The 17828-nt window shown below is 42.0% G+C and carries 16 protein-coding genes and 2 tRNA genes; all 18 read left to right on the top strand.

Going from position 1 to position 17828, the window contains the following annotated elements:
* The first annotated feature begins 69 nt into the window (after positions 1 to 69).
* Positions 70 to 2013, top strand: coding sequence for a DNA topoisomerase IV subunit B (gene parE, locus FD735_RS06115; protein ID WP_139658746.1), 1944 nt, complete (start codon positions 70 to 72; stop codon positions 2011 to 2013).
* A gap of 12 nt (positions 2014 to 2025) precedes the next feature.
* Positions 2026 to 2502, top strand: a complete 477-nt coding sequence (locus tag FD735_RS06110; protein WP_080976179.1) for a hypothetical protein — start codon at positions 2026 to 2028, stop codon at positions 2500 to 2502.
* 373 nt (positions 2503 to 2875) lie between these two features.
* The gene (locus FD735_RS06100) at positions 2876 to 3388 is read left to right on the top strand and encodes a hypothetical protein (protein ID WP_139659107.1); all 513 of its coding nucleotides are present in this window, start codon (positions 2876 to 2878) and stop codon (positions 3386 to 3388) included.
* Positions 3378 to 4232, top strand: a complete 855-nt coding sequence (locus FD735_RS06095; RefSeq protein ID WP_139658745.1) for an aminoglycoside 6-adenylyltransferase — start codon at positions 3378 to 3380, stop codon at positions 4230 to 4232. The genes FD735_RS06100 and FD735_RS06095 overlap by 11 nt, the downstream gene beginning before the upstream one ends.
* 230 nt (positions 4233 to 4462) lie before the next feature.
* A complete protein-coding gene (gene parC / locus FD735_RS06090; RefSeq protein ID WP_139658744.1) occupies positions 4463 to 6943 on the top strand; it encodes a DNA topoisomerase IV subunit A in 2481 nt (826 codons plus the stop codon).
* A 129-nt stretch (positions 6944 to 7072) separates the two neighbouring features.
* On the top strand, positions 7073 to 8095 hold the full coding sequence (locus tag FD735_RS06085) for a branched-chain amino acid aminotransferase (protein WP_000214925.1): 1023 nt from the start codon (positions 7073 to 7075) through the stop codon (positions 8093 to 8095).
* A 112-nt stretch (positions 8096 to 8207) separates the two neighbouring features.
* Complete coding sequence (locus FD735_RS06080; RefSeq protein WP_000037107.1) at positions 8208 to 8438, top strand: DUF2969 domain-containing protein; 231 nt, start codon at positions 8208 to 8210, stop codon at positions 8436 to 8438.
* 49 nt (positions 8439 to 8487) lie between these two features.
* Positions 8488 to 8568: transfer RNA gene (locus tag FD735_RS06075), tRNA-Tyr, on the top strand.
* 8 nt (positions 8569 to 8576) lie between these two features.
* A tRNA-Gln gene (locus FD735_RS06070) sits at positions 8577 to 8648 on the top strand.
* A 162-nt stretch (positions 8649 to 8810) separates the two neighbouring features.
* The gene (rpsA, locus tag FD735_RS06065) at positions 8811 to 10013 is read left to right on the top strand and encodes a 30S ribosomal protein S1 (RefSeq protein ID WP_001001617.1); all 1203 of its coding nucleotides are present in this window, start codon (positions 8811 to 8813) and stop codon (positions 10011 to 10013) included.
* 82 nt (positions 10014 to 10095) lie between these two features.
* Positions 10096 to 10593, top strand: coding sequence for a GAF domain-containing protein (locus FD735_RS06060; protein WP_071851957.1), 498 nt, complete (start codon positions 10096 to 10098; stop codon positions 10591 to 10593).
* Positions 10593 to 12251, top strand: a complete 1659-nt coding sequence (gene dnaX / locus FD735_RS06055; RefSeq protein WP_139658743.1) for a DNA polymerase III subunit gamma/tau — start codon at positions 10593 to 10595, stop codon at positions 12249 to 12251. The genes FD735_RS06060 and dnaX overlap by 1 nt, the downstream gene beginning before the upstream one ends.
* 27 nt (positions 12252 to 12278) lie before the next feature.
* Positions 12279 to 12473, top strand: coding sequence for a DUF3272 family protein (locus FD735_RS06050; protein ID WP_000198269.1), 195 nt, complete (start codon positions 12279 to 12281; stop codon positions 12471 to 12473).
* Between the two features lie 152 nt (positions 12474 to 12625).
* Positions 12626 to 13396, top strand: coding sequence for a Fe-S cluster assembly ATPase SufC (gene sufC, locus FD735_RS06045; protein WP_045615100.1), 771 nt, complete (start codon positions 12626 to 12628; stop codon positions 13394 to 13396).
* 27 nt (positions 13397 to 13423) lie between these two features.
* Positions 13424 to 14686, top strand: a complete 1263-nt coding sequence (gene sufD, locus FD735_RS06040) for a Fe-S cluster assembly protein SufD (RefSeq protein ID WP_139658742.1) — start codon at positions 13424 to 13426, stop codon at positions 14684 to 14686.
* Positions 14687 to 14696: 10 nt separating this feature from the next.
* Positions 14697 to 15923: a cysteine desulfurase gene (locus FD735_RS06035; protein WP_139658741.1), complete on the top strand. Its 1227-nt coding sequence runs from the start codon at positions 14697 to 14699 to the stop codon at positions 15921 to 15923.
* Positions 15910 to 16350 carry a Fe-S cluster assembly sulfur transfer protein SufU gene (gene sufU, locus FD735_RS06030; protein ID WP_001218475.1) on the top strand — a complete coding sequence of 147 codons (441 nt, stop codon included), beginning with the start codon at positions 15910 to 15912 and terminating at the stop codon, positions 16348 to 16350. Before FD735_RS06035 ends, sufU begins: the two co-directional genes overlap by 14 nt.
* A 57-nt stretch (positions 16351 to 16407) precedes the next feature.
* Complete coding sequence (sufB, locus tag FD735_RS06025) at positions 16408 to 17820, top strand: Fe-S cluster assembly protein SufB (protein WP_000797057.1); 1413 nt, start codon at positions 16408 to 16410, stop codon at positions 17818 to 17820.
* Positions 17821 to 17828 lie beyond the last annotated feature (8 nt).

The raw sequence follows: 17828 nt of genomic DNA, 5'->3' as shown, positions 1-17828 counted from the left end.
TGGGAAAAACTTTGCAAAATCCCTAGAAAACCTGTAAAATAGTAAAGATGAACAAATAGGAGGTTCCTTGTGTCAAAAAAGGAAATCAATATTAATAACTACAATGATGACGCCATTCAGGTGCTAGAAGGGTTGGATGCAGTCCGTAAACGTCCGGGGATGTATATCGGATCAACTGACGGTGCCGGTCTCCATCACCTAGTCTGGGAAATTGTGGACAATGCAGTCGATGAGGCCTTGTCTGGATTTGGTGACCGTATTGATGTGACCATTAATAAAGACGGCAGTTTAACGGTTCAAGACCATGGTCGTGGGATGCCAACTGGGATGCACGCCATGGGAATTCCAACTGTTGAGGTTATCTTTACCATTCTCCACGCTGGAGGAAAATTCGGTCAAGGCGGCTATAAGACATCTGGTGGTCTCCACGGGGTGGGATCTTCAGTCGTTAATGCCCTATCAAGTTGGCTGGAAGTTGAAATCACCCGTGATGGAACAGTCTATAAGCAACGTTTTGAAAATGGTGGGAAACCAGTAACAACTCTTCAAAAGGTTGGGACAGCAGCTAAGTCGAAGACAGGTACCAAGGTGACCTTCATGCCAGATGCCAGTATCTTTTCTACGACAGACTTCAAGTACAATACCATTTCAGAGCGCCTCAATGAGTCAGCATTTCTCTTGAAAAATGTGACCTTGTCTCTAACTGACAAGCGAACAGAAGAAGCGATCGAGTTTCACTATGAAAATGGGGTGCAGGACTTTGTTTCTTACCTCAACGAAGACAAGGAAACCTTGACGCCAGTTCTATACTTTGAAGGCGAAGACAATGGATTTCAAGTGGAAGTTGCCCTCCAGTACAATGATGGATTTTCAGATAATATTCTATCTTTTGTCAATAACGTTCGCACGAAGGATGGGGGGACGCACGAGACAGGACTCAAGTCAGCCATTACCAAGGTCATGAATGACTACGCTCGTAAGACAGGTCTTCTCAAGGAAAAAGATAAAAATCTTGAAGGATCAGACTATCGTGAGGGACTTGCTGCCGTCCTTTCTATCCTAGTTCCGGAAGAACACCTCCAGTTTGAAGGACAGACTAAGGACAAACTAGGCAGTCCACTGGCTCGCCCGATTGTTGATAGCATTGTCGCAGAAAAATTAACTTTCTTCCTCATGGAAAATGGAGAACTAGCTTCCAATCTCATCCGCAAGGCTATCAAGGCTCGTGACGCTCGTGAAGCAGCACGTAAAGCGCGTGATGAAAGCCGAAATGGAAAGAAAAATAAAAAAGATAAGGGATTATTGTCTGGTAAGTTGACTCCGGCCCAGTCCAAGAATCCAGCCAAGAACGAACTCTATCTGGTCGAGGGAGACTCTGCCGGTGGCTCTGCCAAACAAGGTCGTGACCGTAAATTCCAGGCTATCTTGCCCCTTCGTGGTAAGGTGATTAATACAGCCAAGGCTAAGATGGCGGATATCCTTAAAAATGAAGAAATCAACACTATGATTTATACCATCGGAGCGGGTGTCGGAGCAGACTTCTCTATTGAAGATGCCAACTATGATAAGATCATTATCATGACCGATGCGGACACCGATGGTGCCCATATCCAGACCTTGCTCTTGACATTTTTCTACCGCTACATGCGTCCCCTAGTTGAGGCAGGCCATGTCTATATCGCCCTTCCGCCTCTTTACAAGATGTCCAAAGGGAAAGGAAAGAAAGAAGAAGTGGTCTACGCTTGGACGGACGGAGAGCTAGAAGAACTCCGCAAGCAGTTTGGCAAAGGCGCCACCCTCCAACGATATAAAGGTCTTGGTGAGATGAACGCGGACCAACTCTGGGAAACAACCATGAATCCAGAAACCCGTACTCTTATCCGTGTTACAATCGAAGACCTAGCACGCGCAGAACGTCGCGTAAACGTCCTCATGGGAGACAAGGTCGAACCACGCCGTAAGTGGATTGAGGATAATGTCAAGTTTACGCTGGAAGAAGCGACAGTGTTTTAAGGAGTATGAATAATGGTTGATTCAGGACATTCGATTTTTGGTAGTTACTTGGGTTTGATTTTCTTAGTTTCTTTACCCTCGGCTATTCTTGCATTCTACATTAACAGTCGAAAAAAAAGTTTCCAAGGATTATACGCACCGATTGTATTTACTTTATTTATGATCTTGATGCTTTTATTTAATATGGATTCCTCAGAATCCAGTGCTTTAGTAGCGACTGCTATTATGCTGTTTATTGGTTTTCCTTTGATAGCAGGAGCCTTAGTATACACACTTATTCGATTGTGTTACGTCTATCCGGAGAAACGGTGGAAGGCTTTTTTGATTTTCCTATCTTATGTTTTAGGCCCCCTATCTGTAGGTATTCTGGGATGGTATGTGGTAAATTTAGTTCAGATCCATCTGTTGACATTCTTGGTAATGATTTTGATGATTCTTGTTTCCTATCTTCCTCCTCTCTATCTCCATTACACCAAACGAAATCAGTAAGACACAGAATACTTTTTGGTTGGGTATAGTGATTAATTGCTTAGATTATGTCAGAGATGGCAAATGGTTTACGATTTATAATGAAAAATAATTTCAAACAGCTCTAAGTGATGAAGAAGTGAAATATGAGAACAGATCAGGAAATACTTGGACTGATTTTAGGGACAGTTAAAACTTTAAAAGTTGACGCTGGTAAGAACTCAAGTATCTCCTCCTCAATAATCTGACGGATGACCTTACTCAGACCTGTTTCTTTAAGGGTATAACCTATACCAGACAGGGGAGTTGTAAAGTTCAAGTAAAGGTGATGATTATCTTTTGTAGGTAAACAATCGCTAAAACTATTGGAGGTGCTGGATTGATTACGTTATTAATGATGCCTTTTTTCCTTGTTCTCTTGGCCATTTTTGGAATTATATATGATTTAATGACCAATAAAGGTAGAAAAGAGTGTGCTCGCACAGTATCCTTGTTTATATTGAACATCCTCACTATTGGTATCTGTCTATTAGATCTACCCATGGAAAGTAAACCATACTCAGGAATAGGGTTTATCTTATTTTATGCACTTGCCTACACACCTTTGATGATTGTTTTCTCACTATATACTCTCTATCGGATTGGAAAACATTATAGGTATTTTAAGAGTAAGTTTGCTATAACACTCCTATTTAATGCTATTTTACTTTTCCTTCTTTCATTAGTAAATACTTTTGTATTATGGAGAAGCTTTCAAATATATCATAGAAACGATATGAATTTGTTTTATTTTATTTTAATCGTTTTGGGGATTTGTTCAACTATCCAATTGATCGTAGGCGAACTTGAGATAAAAAGAATACGAGGCATCCAAAAACAAGAGGAGCTAGACGGCAATGAAAAATAATTCTATAAAAGATATGTGCAGACAACATAGAAGTGAAGCGCAAATGCTGAGGTTGATTTCACAGACTGCTAAAACTTTACAAGTCGAGGCTGTCGCCATGTCTGGTTCACGAACGGATACAAAAGCACCAAAAGATGAATTTCAAGACTATGATGTTGTTTATCTTGTTGATAATCTTGAAAACCTAATTTCAGACTTGTCTTGGCTGGATCAGTTTGGCAAGCGCATGATTGAGCAGCATAACGTACTTGACCATCGCCACCTCTATCTCATGCTCTTTGAAGATGGCAATCGGATTGATTTGACCCTCTGCCCCAAAGACCATATTCAAGAGTGGGTAGATAGTGAAGCAGGGTTCACCGTTTTAGAAGATAAGAAGGGTTTATTTGAACCCTACTTTCCAAGTCCTCAACGTTACTGGACAAGCCCAGCTAGTGCAATAGAGTTTGACAAAGCCTGCAATGAATTTTGGTGGGTGTCAGCCTATGTGGTTAAAGGGATTTGTCGCAAGCAAGCCATCTATGCCACGAATCATCTCTACGGGATTTGTCAGCAAGAGTTGTTAAAAGTCTTTGCTTGGCAGGTCGCAAGTGATAGGGGAGAGGTCGATATCGGCAAGAACTACAAGTATCTTTTCCAGTATTTACCTACAGAGAAAGAGAAGGAATTCTCAGCTCTACTTGATTTTTCAAGTGTAGAGAAACTTACTCAGTCATTGTTTGCTACGATGCAACTTTTCCACAGAGAAGCTCAAATCCTTGCTCGAAAGATAGGCTTTGCCTACGATAAGGAAGTGGCGGAGAAGATGATTAAGTATGCTGAGGAGAAACTTCCTAATCGCTAAATACTTAAGCAACGTATTTTAAACTACAGAAAGGGTCGTTTGGTTACTTATCGTAACTGAACACGGGACTAATCCTTTCTACATCCTTTTATCATTACACATACTCTACATTCTTTGAAAGGAGTTGAACACGCCCTAAATGCTGTGTGAAAAAAATAAATTCTCTTGTGAGCATCGCTCACTGCAATAATTTCCTATTTTCACTTTGCATTTTACGGGCTTAGTATCCTATGTCTAACATTCAAAACATGTCCCTGGAGGACATCATGGGAGAGCGCTTTGGTCGCTACTCCAAATACATCATTCAAGACCGGGCTTTGCCAGATATTCGTGATGGCTTGAAGCCGGTTCAACGTCGTATTCTTTATTCTATGAATAAAGATGGCAATACTTTTGATAAGAGCTACCGTAAGTCAGCCAAGTCTGTCGGTAACATCATGGGGAATTTCCACCCACACGGAGATTCTTCTATCTATGATGCCATGGTCCGTATGTCTCAGGACTGGAAAAACCGTGAGATTCTAGTTGAAATGCATGGTAACAACGGTTCTATGGACGGGGATCCGCCTGCTGCTATGCGTTATACCGAGGCCCGTTTGTCTGAGATTGCTGGTTATCTTCTTCAAGATATCGAAAAGAAGACAGTTCCCTTTGCTTGGAACTTTGACGATACCGAGAAAGAACCGACGGTTTTGCCAGCAGCCTTTCCAAACCTCTTGGTTAATGGTTCGACTGGAATTTCGGCTGGTTATGCCACAGACATTCCTCCCCATAATTTGGCTGAGGTTATCGATGCGACAGTCTACATGATTGACCATCCGACAGCCAAGGTGGACAAACTCATGGAATTCTTGCCTGGGCCAGACTTCCCTACAGGGGCTATCATTCAAGGGCGTGATGAAATCAAGAAAGCCTATGAAACTGGGAAAGGGCGCGTGGTTGTTCGTTCTAAGACGGAGATTGAAAAGCTAAAAGGCGGTAAGGAGCAAATCGTTATCACTGAGATTCCTTATGAAATCAATAAGGCTAATCTCGTCAAGAAAATCGATGATGTTCGTGTCAATAACAAAGTAGCGGGGATTGCTGAGGTTCGTGATGAGTCTGACCGTGACGGTCTTCGCATTGCTATCGAACTCAAGAAAGACGCTAATACCGAGCTTGTTCTCAACTATCTTTTCAAATACACCGACTTACAAATCAACTACAACTTTAACATGGTAGCGATTGATAATTTCACTCCTCGTCAAGTTGGAATTGTCCCAATCCTGTCTAGCTACATCGCCCACCGTCGTGAAGTGATTTTGGCACGTTCCCGCTTTGATAAGGAAAAGGCTGAGAAACGTCTGCATATCGTTGAAGGTTTGATTCGCGTGATTTCGATTTTGGACGAAGTCATTGCCCTTATCCGTGCTTCTGAGAATAAGGCTGACGCCAAGGAAAACCTCAAGGTCAGCTATGATTTTACAGAAGAGCAGGCTGAAGCTATCGTGACCTTACAACTTTACCGTTTGACCAATACAGACGTGGTTGTCTTGCAGGAAGAAGAAGCAGAACTTCGTGAGAAGATTGCAATGCTCGCGGCGATCATCGGTGACGAACGGACTATGTACAATCTCATGAAGAAAGAACTCCGTGAGGTTAAAAAGAAATTTGCGACTCCACGTTTGAGTACTTTGGAAGATACAGCAAAAGTAATCGAGATTGACACAGCTAGTTTGATTGCCGAGGAAGATACCTATGTCAGCGTGACTAAGGCAGGCTATATCAAGCGTACTAGCCCACGTTCTTTTGCGGCATCCACTCTGGAAGAAATTGGCAAGCGTGATGATGATCGTTTGATCTTTGTGCAAACTGCCAAGACAACCCAGCACCTCTTGATGTTCACAACTCTTGGGAATGTCATCTATCGACCAATCCATGAATTGGCAGACATTCGCTGGAAGGACATCGGAGAGCACTTGAGCCAAACGATTACAAACTTTGAAACTAACGAAGAAATCCTCTATGCAGAAGTAGTGGATCAGTTTGATGATGCGACAACCTACTTTGCAGCAACTCGACTTGGTCAAATCAAGCGCGTAGAACGCAAAGAATTCTCTCCATGGCGGACCTACAAGTCGAAGTCTGTCAAGTATGCTAAGCTCAAAGACGAGACAGACCAAATTGTAGCAGTGGCTCCGATTAGACTTGATGATGTACTCTTGATTAGTCAAAATGGTTATGCCCTTCGTTTCAATATCGAAGAGGTTCCCGTTGTCGGTGCCAAGGCTGCAGGTGTCAAGGCTATGAACCTGAAAGCAGATGATGCGCTTCAGGCAGCCTTTATCTGTAACACCTCATCCTTCTACCTCTTGACCCAACGTGGAAGCTTGAAACGCGTTTCCATTGAGGAAATTCCAGCGACCAGCCGTGCCAAACGAGGCCTACAAGTTTTGCGTGAGTTGAAAAACAAACCGCACCGTGTCTTCTTGGCTGGAGCAGTTGCAGAGCAAGGTTTCGTTGGTGATCTTTTTAGTACAGAAGTAGAAGAAAACGACCAAACGTTACTTGTCCAATCGAACAAGGGAACAATCTATGAAAGCCGATTGCAAGACCTCAACTTGTCAGAACGTACTAGCAATGGAAGCTTTATTTCAGACACGATTTCAGATGAGGAAGTTTTCGATGCTTACCTCAAAGAAGTCTTTAAAGAGGACAAAACAAATTCGTAAAAAGAATCAGTCCAGAGGGCTGATTTCTTTATGTTGAAAAATTTTCAGAAAATTACAAATAATACTTGAAATTTTACTAGAAAAGTGTAGAATAGAACACATAGTTTGAATAGTATAAAGGAGAAACACATGACAGTTGCAATTGATTGGGAAAATCTTGGTTTTGCTTATATGAAACTACCTTACCGTTATATCGCTCACTACAAAAATGGTCAATGGGATCAAGGAGAATTGACAGAGGATGCAACCTTGCATATTTCAGAGTCTTCTCCAAGTCTCCACTATGGACAGCAAGCATTTGAGGGATTGAAAGCCTATCGTACCAAGGACGGCAGTGTTCAATTGTTCCGTCCTGACGAAAATGCCAAGCGTTTGCAACGTACTTGTGACCGTCTTTTGATGCCACAAGTTCCGACAGAAATGTTTGTAGAAGCTTGTAAAGCAGTTGTGCGTGCAAATGAAGAATACGTCCCACCATATGGAACAGGTGGAACCCTTTATCTTCGTCCACTTTTGATTGGTGTTGGGGATATTATCGGGGTTAAACCAGCAGAAGAGTATATTTTCACCATCTTTGCTATGCCAGTTGGTAACTATTTTAAAGGTGGTTTAGTCCCAACCAACTTCTTGATTCAGGATGAATACGACCGTGCAGCTCCGAATGGTACAGGTGCGGCCAAGGTAGGTGGAAACTATGCTGCTAGTCTCCTCCCAGGTAAAATGGCCAAGTCACGCCAATTTTCAGATGTTATCTACTTAGACCCATCTACACATACAAAGATTGAAGAAGTCGGATCAGCTAACTTCTTTGGAATCACGGCAGACAATGAATTTGTTACGCCATTGAGTCCATCCATCTTGCCATCTATTACCAAGTATTCTTTGCTTTATTTGGCAGAACACCGCTTGGGCTTGACTCCGATTGAAGGCGATGTCCCAATTGATAATTTGGATCGTTTTGTAGAGGCAGGAGCTTGTGGTACAGCAGCGGTCATTTCGCCAATTGGAGGTATCCAACATGGCGATGATTTCCATGTTTTCTATAGTGAAACAGAAGTAGGTCCTGTTACACGTAAACTTTATGATGAATTGACCGGTATCCAATTTGGTGATGTAGAAGCGCCTGAAGGATGGATTGTCAAAGTGGACTAAAAGACATGAAATAAAGAAGAGCTCCATAGCAGTTGTAAGTGCTGAAATGGAGTTTTTTCTTGCTAGTTTGAGCATTTTCTTGTACAATAGAAAAAGTGAAAAGAGGTAGAGTATGAGTAAAAAAGATAAGAAAATTGAAATCCAATTAACCGATGCAAAAGTGACTGTTGGAAAAGACAGTTATGAAGGATACGTTTTGACGATCGGGAAAAAGGTTATTGGGGAAATTGCCGAATTAGATAGCCAATTTGCCATCATAAAGAATGGAAATGTCGATAGTTTTTATAAAAAACTTGAAAAAGCTGTGGAAATTTTGATTGAAAACTATAATTTGACAAAATAATACTTGTTTTATTGAAAATTTCATGATATAATAGTTCTCGTTAAACATTGGAGAGATAGCGAAGAGGCTAAACGCGGCGGACTGTAAATCCGCTCCTTCGGGTTCGGGGGTTCGAATCCCTCTCTCTCCATTCATCAATGGGGTATAGCCAAGCGGTAAGGCAAGGGACTTTGACTCCCTCATGCGTTGGTTCGAATCCAGCTACCCCAGTTCTTAGGTAATAAATTCAAGATAAAAAGAAAAATATCTTAGGGTATTTTATTTTTATAATTGAAAGACGTGAACGATATGAACATGTCTTTGCGGGTGCTTAGGAAAAAAATTATAAGTATGTCAAGTTTGGAAAAACTTGATTGTTGGAGGATTTTTTAGATGAACGAATTTGAAGATTTGCTAAATAGCGTTAGCCAAGTTGAGCCTGGTGATGTTGTTAGTGCTGAAGTATTGACAGTTGATGCGACTCAAGCTAACGTTGCAATCTCTGGGACTGGTGTTGAAGGTGTCTTGACTCTTCGCGAATTGACAAACGATCGCGATGCAGATATCAATGACTTTGTGAAAGTAGGAGAAGTATTGGATGTTCTTGTACTTCGTCAAGTAGTTGGTAAAGATACTGATACAGTTACATACCTTGTATCTAAAAAACGCCTTGAAGCTCGCAAAGCATGGGACAAACTTGTAGGACGCGAAGAAGAAGTTGTTACTGTTAAAGGAACTCGTGCCGTTAAAGGTGGACTTTCAGTAGAATTTGAAGGTGTTCGTGGATTCATCCCAGCTTCAATGTTGGATACTCGTTTCGTACGTAACACTGAGCGTTTCGTAGGTCAAGAATTTGATGCTAAAATCAAAGAAGTTGATCCTAAAGAAAACCGCTTCATCCTTTCACGTCGTGAAGTTGTTGAAGCAGCTACTGCAGCGGCTCGTGCTGAAGTATTCGGTAAATTGGCTGTTGGTGATGTCGTAACTGGTAAAGTTGCTCGTATCACTAGCTTTGGTGCTTTCATCGACCTTGGTGGTGTTGACGGATTGGTTCACTTGACTGAATTGTCACACGAACGTAACGTATCACCTAAATCAGTTGTAACTGTTGGTGAAGAAATCGAAGTGAAGATCCTTGATCTTAACGAAGAAGAAGGACGCGTATCACTTTCACTTAAAGCAACAACACCTGGACCATGGGATGGTGTTGAGCAAAAATTGGCTAAAGGTGATGTAGTAGAAGGAACAGTTAAACGTTTGACTGACTTCGGTGCATTTGTTGAAGTATTGCCAGGTATCGATGGACTTGTTCACGTATCACAAATTTCACACAAACGTATCGAAAATCCAAAAGAAGCTCTTACTGTTGGTCAAGAAGTTACTGTTAAAGTACTTGATGTTAACGCTGACGCAGAACGCGTATCTCTTTCTATCAAAGCTCTTGAAGAACGTCCAGCTCAAGAAGAAGGACAAAAAGAAGAAAAACGTGCTGCTCGTCCACGTCGTCCAAAACGTCAAGAAAAACGTGATTTCGAACTTCCAGAAACACAAACAGGATTCTCAATGGCTGACTTGTTTGGTGATATCGAACTTTAATCAAATTGATAATCACAAAATCCTTTGTTTAAAACAAGGGATTTTTCTTTTGTCTCTTTCTCATTTTTGATATAATAGTTCTATGTTAGATTCAGAAAAACAATCACAATATCAATTGTTAAATGAGGAACTCTCTTATTTACTTGAAGGTGAGAGCAATGTTCTTGCCAATCTTTCGAATGCTAGTGCCCTCCTAAAATCTCGCTTTCCGAATACTGTATTTGCAGGGTTTTATCTGTTTGATGGTAGCGAGTTGGTTTTAGGGCCTTTTCAGGGTGGTGTTTCTTGTATTCGCATTCCGCTTGGGAAAGGCGTTTGTGGAGAAGCTGCTGAGTTTCAAGAGACTGTTTTAGTTGGCGATGTGAGCACCTATCCAAACTACATTTCTTGTGATAGTATGGCCAAGAGTGAAATCGTGGTTCCTATGCTCAAGAATGGTCAATTGCTGGGTGTCTTAGACCTGGATTCTTCACTTATTGATGATTATAATGCAATTGACCGCGATTACTTGGAACAATTTGTCGCTATTTTGCTTGAGAAGACAGAATGGGACTTTACGATGTTTGAGGAGAAAGCCTAATGTATCAAGCACTTTATCGAAAATATAGAAGCCAGACTTTTTCACAACTAGTAGGTCAAGAAGTTGTGGCTAAAACCCTAAAACAAGCGGTCGAGCAGAAAAAGATTAGTCATGCCTATCTTTTCTCAGGCCCTCGTGGGACTGGGAAGACTAGTGTGGCTAAGATTTTTGCCAAGGCTATGAACTGTCCGAACCAAGTGGACGGAGAACCATGTAATAACTGCTATATCTGCCAAGCAGTGACAGAAGGTAGCTTAGAAGATGTTATCGAAATGGATGCGGCTTCGAATAACGGAGTTGATGAAATCCGAGAAATTCGTGATAAATCCACCTATGCTCCTAGTTTGGCACGTTATAAGGTCTATATCATAGACGAGGTTCATATGTTGTCTACGGGAGCCTTTAATGCGCTTTTAAAGACTCTAGAAGAACCAACTCAAAATGTTGTCTTTATCTTAGCGACTACCGAATTGCACAAGATTCCAGCAACTATTTTATCGCGTGTCCAACGTTTTGAGTTTAAATCGATTAGAACGCAAGATATCACAGCACATATTCATCATATTTTAGAAAAAGAACATATCAGTTCTGAACCAGATGCCGTGGAAATCATTGCTAGACGGGCTGAAGGTGGAATGCGGGATGCCTTGTCTATTCTGGACCAAGCCTTGAGTTTGACTCAAGGGAATGCTTTAACTACAGCTATCTCTGAGGAGATTACAGGCACCATTAGTCTATCAGCGCTTGATGACTATGTAGCCGCCTTGTCTCAGCAGGATGTTTCAAAAGCTCTTGATTCTTTGAATCTTTTGTTTGAAAATGGCAAGAGCATGACTCGTTTTGTGACGGACCTCTTGCGGTATTTGCGTGATCTACTAGTTGTTCAGACAGGTGGCGAAAATACTCATCATAGTCCAGTTTTTATGGACAATCTAGCTCTTTCTCAGGAAAGTCTCTTTGAAATGATTCGAATAGCGACTGTGAGCTTGGCGGATATGAAAGCTAGCCTGCAACCTAAGATTTATGCTGAGATGATGACTATTCGTTTAGCTGAGATTAAGCCTGAATCTGCGGTTTCGGGAACTGTTGAAAGTGAAATTTCTGAACTGAGACAGGAAGTCGCCCGTCTTAAACAAGAACTTGCCAATGTTGAAACAGCTCCTAAACAAGTGGCGCCAGTCCCTAGCCGTCCAGCCACTTCCAAGACAGTCTATCGAGTAGACCGTAATAAGGTTCAGGCTATCCTACAAGAAGCTGTTGAAAATCCTGAATTGGCACGGCAAAACTTGATTCGCCTCCAGAATGCATGGGGGGAAGTGATCGAAAGCTTAGCTGGACCTGATAAGGCTCTGCTTGTTGGTTCTCAACCAGTTGCGGCAAACGAACACCATGCTATTTTAGCCTTTGAGTCTAATTTCAATGCAGGGCAAACCATGAAACGGGATAACCTCAATACCATGTTTGGCAATATTCTCAGCCAGGCGGCTGGATTTTCACCTGAAATCCTGGCAATTTCCCTAGAGGAATGGAAAGAGGTTCGTGCAGCATTTTCAGCTAGAAACAAGTCTTCTCAAGCTGATCAAGAGGCGGAAGAAGAAAGCCTAATTCCAGAAGGATTTGAATTTCTGGCTGATAAAGTCATGGTCGAAGAAGACTAAAAGTGGATTTCATGGTACAATAATCCTATGACTAGACAACAATTTATCGTGATAGCACTATTTACCGCTGCTGAGACTTATTTTTTCAATGAAGCTTGGATGACGGGTCGCTATTTCATGGCAGCCTTTTGGGCCATTCTTCTTTTTCGAAATTTTAGGTTAAGTTATGTAATGGGGAAAATAGTAGATGCCATTGATCAGCACCTAAACCGCAAGGATTAGTCACTAGCTTCTAAACAAAATCAAAGCCTTTTAGGCTTTTTTTTGTTATACTAGTAGAGTATATTTATGGACCTTTTCTTGTATTTTTTAGAGAAATGTAAGTGATTTCGCTAAAAATAAAGGAAGTAGGCCAGAAAAAGAAAGGAACTATCATGTCAGTATTAGAGATCAAAGATCTTCACGTTGAGATTGAAGGAAAAGAAATTTTGAAAGGGGTCAATCTGACTCTGAAAACAGGAGAAATCGCAGCTATTATGGGACCAAATGGTACTGGTAAATCGACTCTTTCTGCCGCTATCATGGGGAACCCTAACTATGAAGTTACTAAAGGTGAGGTCTTGTTTGATGGTGTAAACATCCTTGAATTGGAAGTAGACGAGCGTGCGCGTATGGGTCTTTTCCTTGCTATGCAATACCCATCTGAAATCCCTGGAATTACCAACGCAGAGTTTCTTCGTGCAGCCATGAATGCTGGTAAAGAAGATGATGAAAAGATTTCAGTTCGTGAGTTCATCACTAAACTAGACGAGAAAATGGAATTGCTCAACATGAAAGAAGAAATGGCAGAGCGTTACCTCAACGAAGGTTTCTCAGGTGGTGAGAAAAAACGCAATGAAATTCTTCAACTCTTGATGTTGGAACCAACATTTGCACTTTTGGATGAGATTGACTCTGGTCTTGATATTGATGCCCTTAAAGTTGTTTCTAAAGGTGTTAATGCTATGCGTGGTGAAAGCTTCGGTGCCATGATTATTACTCACTACCAACGTCTCTTGAACTACATCACTCCTGACGTGGTACACGTGATGATGGAAGGTCGTGTGGTCCTTTCTGGTGGTCCAGAATTGGCTGCCCGTTTGGAACGTGAAGGATACGCAAAACTAGCTGAAGAACTTGGCTACGACTACAAGGAAGAATTGTAATTCCCTCGTATCTTTTAGGAGAAGTAAATGACTAAAGAGAATATTAAACTTTTTTCAGAAATGCACGCTGAACCAAGCTGGTTGGCTGACCTCCGTCAAAAAGCTTTTGATAAGATTGAGAGTTTGGAATTACCAGTTATTGAGCGTGTCAAATTTCACCGTTGGAATCTGGGAGATGGAACCATTACAGAAAGTGAACCTTCAGCAAATGTTCCTGACTTCACGGTTCTAGATAATCACTTGAAGCTGGTGCAAGTAGGAACGCAGACTGTTTTTGAACAAACTCCAGTTGAATTGGCTGAACAAGGAGTAGTCTTTACAGACTTTCACTCAGCTTTAGAAGAAATTCCAGAACTTATCGAGGAATTCTTCATGTCATCTGTTAAGTATGATGACGACAAGTTGGCAGCCTACCATACAGCTTATTTCAATAGTGGGGCTGTACTCTACATTCCTGATCACGTTGAGATTACAGAGCCAATCGAAGGAATTTTCTACCAAGACAGTGATAGCGATGTGCCATTTAACAAGCATATTATGATTATCGCTGGTAAAAATTCTAAGATTAGTTATCTTGAACGTCTAGAGTCACGAGGTGAAGGTAGTGCGAAGGCAACTGCCAATATCACAGTTGAAGTGATTGCTCGTTCTGGTGCGCAAGTGAAATTTGCAGCTATTGACCGTTTAGGTGAAAATGTCACTGCCTATATTAGCCGTCGTGGTAAACTAGGAAACGATGCAAGCATTGACTGGGCAATCGGTGTCATGAACGAAGGAAATGTCGTTGCGGACTTTGATAGCGACTTGATTGGAAATGGTAGCCATGCTGACCTTAAAGTCGTAGCTCTTTCAAGCGGCCGTCAGGTACAAGGGATTGACACTCGAGTGACTAACTACGGATGTAACTCAATCGGAAATATCCTCCAACATGGGGTTATCCTTGAAAAAGCAACTTTGACCTTCAACGGTATCGGTCACATCATCAAAGGCGCTAAGGGAGCAGATGCCCAACAAGAAAGTCGAGTTCTCATGCTTTCAGACCAAGCGCGTTCCGATGCCAACCCAATTCTTTTGATTGATGAAAATGATGTTACTGCAGGTCACGCGGCTTCTATCGGACAAGTTGATCCAGAAGATATGTACTATCTCATGAGTCGTGGCTTGGATAAGGCAACTGCAGAACGCTTGGTTGTTCGTGGTTTCCTTGGATCTGTTATCGTTGAGATTCCAGTCAAAGAAGTTCGTGATGAAATGATTGCAACTATCGAAGAAAAATTGTCAAAACGCTAAGGGGAAGCCTATGTTAGATGTAGAAGCGATTCGCAAGGATTTTCCAATTTTGGACCAGATTGTCAACGATGAACCTCTGGTCTATCTGGACAATGCCGCGACGACACAAAAACCACTAGCAGTTCTGGAAACGATTAACCGCTATTATGAGCAGGACAATGCAAATGTTCATCGTGGGGTTCATACCTTGGCGGAGCGGGCGACAGCTTCCTATGAGGTGGCTCGTGAAACCATTCGTAAGTTTATCAATGCAGGCTCTACAAAGGAAGTTCTCTTTACCAGAGGAACGACAACCAGCCTTAACTGGGTGGCACGCTTCGCTGAGGAAATCCTGACTGAGGGAGACCAGGTCTTGATTTCAGTAATGGAACACCATTCTAATATCATTCCATGGCAGGAGGCCTGTCGCAAGACTGGGGCAGAGCTTGTCTATGTTTATCTCAAGGACGGAGCTCTGGATATGGATGACTTGCGCGCTAAATTGACTGATAAAGTCAAGTTTGTCTCCCTAGCTCACGCCTCAAATGTTCTTGGTGTGGTCAACCCTATCAAAGAAATCACGCAATTAGCCCACCAAGTTGGAGCTATCATGGTGGTGGATGGTGCTCAGTCTACGCCCCATATGAAGATTGATGTCCAGGACTTGGATGTGGACTTCTTTGCTTTTTCAGGTCACAAGATGGCTGGACCAACTGGTATTGGTATTCTTTACGGTAAAGAAAAGTATCTGGAACAAATGTCACCAGTTGAGTTTGGTGGCGAGATGATTGATTTCGTCTATGAGCAATCTGCTAGTTGGAAGGAATTGCCTTGGAAATTTGAGGCTGGAACGCCAAATATGGCAGGTGCTATCGGACTTGCTGCAGCAGTGGATTATCTGGAAAAGATTGGTATGGATGCCATTGAATCTCATGAACAGGAATTGATTGCATACGTCTTTCCAAAATTGCAGGAAATTGAAGGGTTAACCATTTATGGTTCGCAAGACCTGGCTAAACGTTCAGGTGTCATTGCCTTTAATCTAGGTGACCTTCATCCCCACGACCTCGCGACAGCTCTGGATTATGAAGGAGTAGCGGTTCGTGCCGGTCACCATTGCGCCCAACCTTTGCTTCAGTATTTGGAAGTTCCAGCAACAGCTCGTGCAAGTTTTTATATCTACAATACCAAGGCAGATTGTGACAAGCTAGTCGATGCCCTACAAAAGACAAAGGAGTTTTTCAATGGCACTTTCTAAACTAGATAGCCTTTATATGGCAGTGGTGGCAGACCATTCGAAAAATCCACATCACCAAGGGAAGCTGGAAGATGCTGAGCAAATTAGTCTCAATAATCCAACCTGTGGGGATGTTATCAACCTCTCTGTCAAGTTTGATGCAGAGGACCGTTTGGAAGATATTGCTTTTCTAAATTCAGGATGCACGATTTCAACTGCTTCTGCTAGTATGATGACAGATGCTGTTTTGGGCAAGACCAAACAAGAAATTCTAGAACTTGCAACTATCTTTTCTGAAATGGTTCAAGGTCAAAAGGATGACCGTCAAGACCAACTCGGGGATGGTGCCTTCTTGTCAGGTGTTGCCAAATTCCCACAACGAATCAAGTGTGCAACCCTGGCTTGGAATGCCCTTAAGAAAACAATTGAAGATCAAGAAAAACAGTAAGACAAGTTTCTTTTGTCTTACGAATCAGTAGAAATGAAGAATGAAAGAAAGGATATTATGGCTGAAGAAAGAGTAGAACCAAAACCAATTGACCTTGGTGAATATAAATTTGGTTTCCATGACGATGTAGAGCCTGTCCTATCGACAGGAAAAGGATTGAACGAAGAAGTCATTCGCGAATTATCAGCTGCTAAGGGAGAACCTGAGTGGATGTTAGAATTCCGTTTGAAGTCTTATGAAACCTTCAAAAAAATGCCTATGCAAACCTGGGGAGCAGACTTGTCAGAGATTGACTTTGATGATTTGATCTACTACCAAAAACCTTCTGATAAACCTGCCCGTTCATGGGACGAAGTTCCTGAAAAAATCAAAGAAACCTTTGAACGTATCGGGATTCCAGAAGCTGAGCGTGCTTATCTAGCCGGTGCCTCTGCCCAGTACGAGTCAGAAGTGGTTTACCACAACATGAAGGAAGAGTTCCAGAAATTGGGGATTATCTTTACAGATACGGATTCTGCCCTCAAGGAATACCCAGACTTATTTAAACAATACTTTGCCAAGTTGGTACCGCCGACAGATAACAAGTTGGCTGCCCTCAACTCAGCAGTATGGTCAGGTGGAACATTTATCTACGTACCAAAAGGTGTCAAGGTAGATATTCCGCTTCAAACCTACTTCCGTATCAACAACGAAAATACAGGTCAGTTCGAACGTACCTTGATTATTGTCGATGAAGGAGCAAGCGTCCACTACGTAGAAGGCTGTACAGCGCCAACTTATTCAAGTAACAGCTTGCACGCTGCCATTGTAGAAATTTTCGCTTTGGACGGAGCTTATATGCGTTATACAACCATCCAAAACTGGTCTGATAATGTCTATAACTTGGTAACAAAACGTGCCAAAGCTTTGAAAGATGCGACTGTTGAGTGGATTGATGGTAACTTGGGTGCTAAAACAACCATGAAATACCCGTCTGTTTACCTTGATGGAGAAGGAGCGCGTGGAACCATGCTCTCTATCGCCTTTGCCAATGCAGGGCAACACCAAGATACGGGTGCCAAGATGATCCACAACGCTCCACATACAAGCTCGTCTATCGTGTCTAAATCCATTGCTAAAGGCGGAGGAAAGGTGGACTATCGTGGACAAGTAACCTTTAACAAGAACTCTAAGAAATCTGTTTCTCACATCGAGTGTGATACCATTATCATGGATGACTTATCAGCGTCAGATACCATTCCGTTTAATGAAATTCACAACTCGCAAGTTGCTTTGGAACACGAGGCCAAGGTATCTAAGATTTCAGAGGAACAACTCTACTATCTCATGAGTCGTGGATTGTCAGAATCTGAGGCAACCGAGATGATTGTCATGGGATTTGTCGAACCCTTCACTAAAGAGCTACCAATGGAATATGCAGTTGAGCTGAACCGCTTGATTAGCTATGAAATGGAAGGTTCTGTCGGATAAAAGAAAAA

The sequence above is a fragment of the Streptococcus sp. 1643 genome (genome assembly GCF_006228325.1).
In the GTDB taxonomy this organism is placed as follows: Bacteria; Bacillota; Bacilli; order Lactobacillales; family Streptococcaceae; genus Streptococcus.
This window is presented reverse-complemented; position numbering and strand designations above follow the sequence as displayed.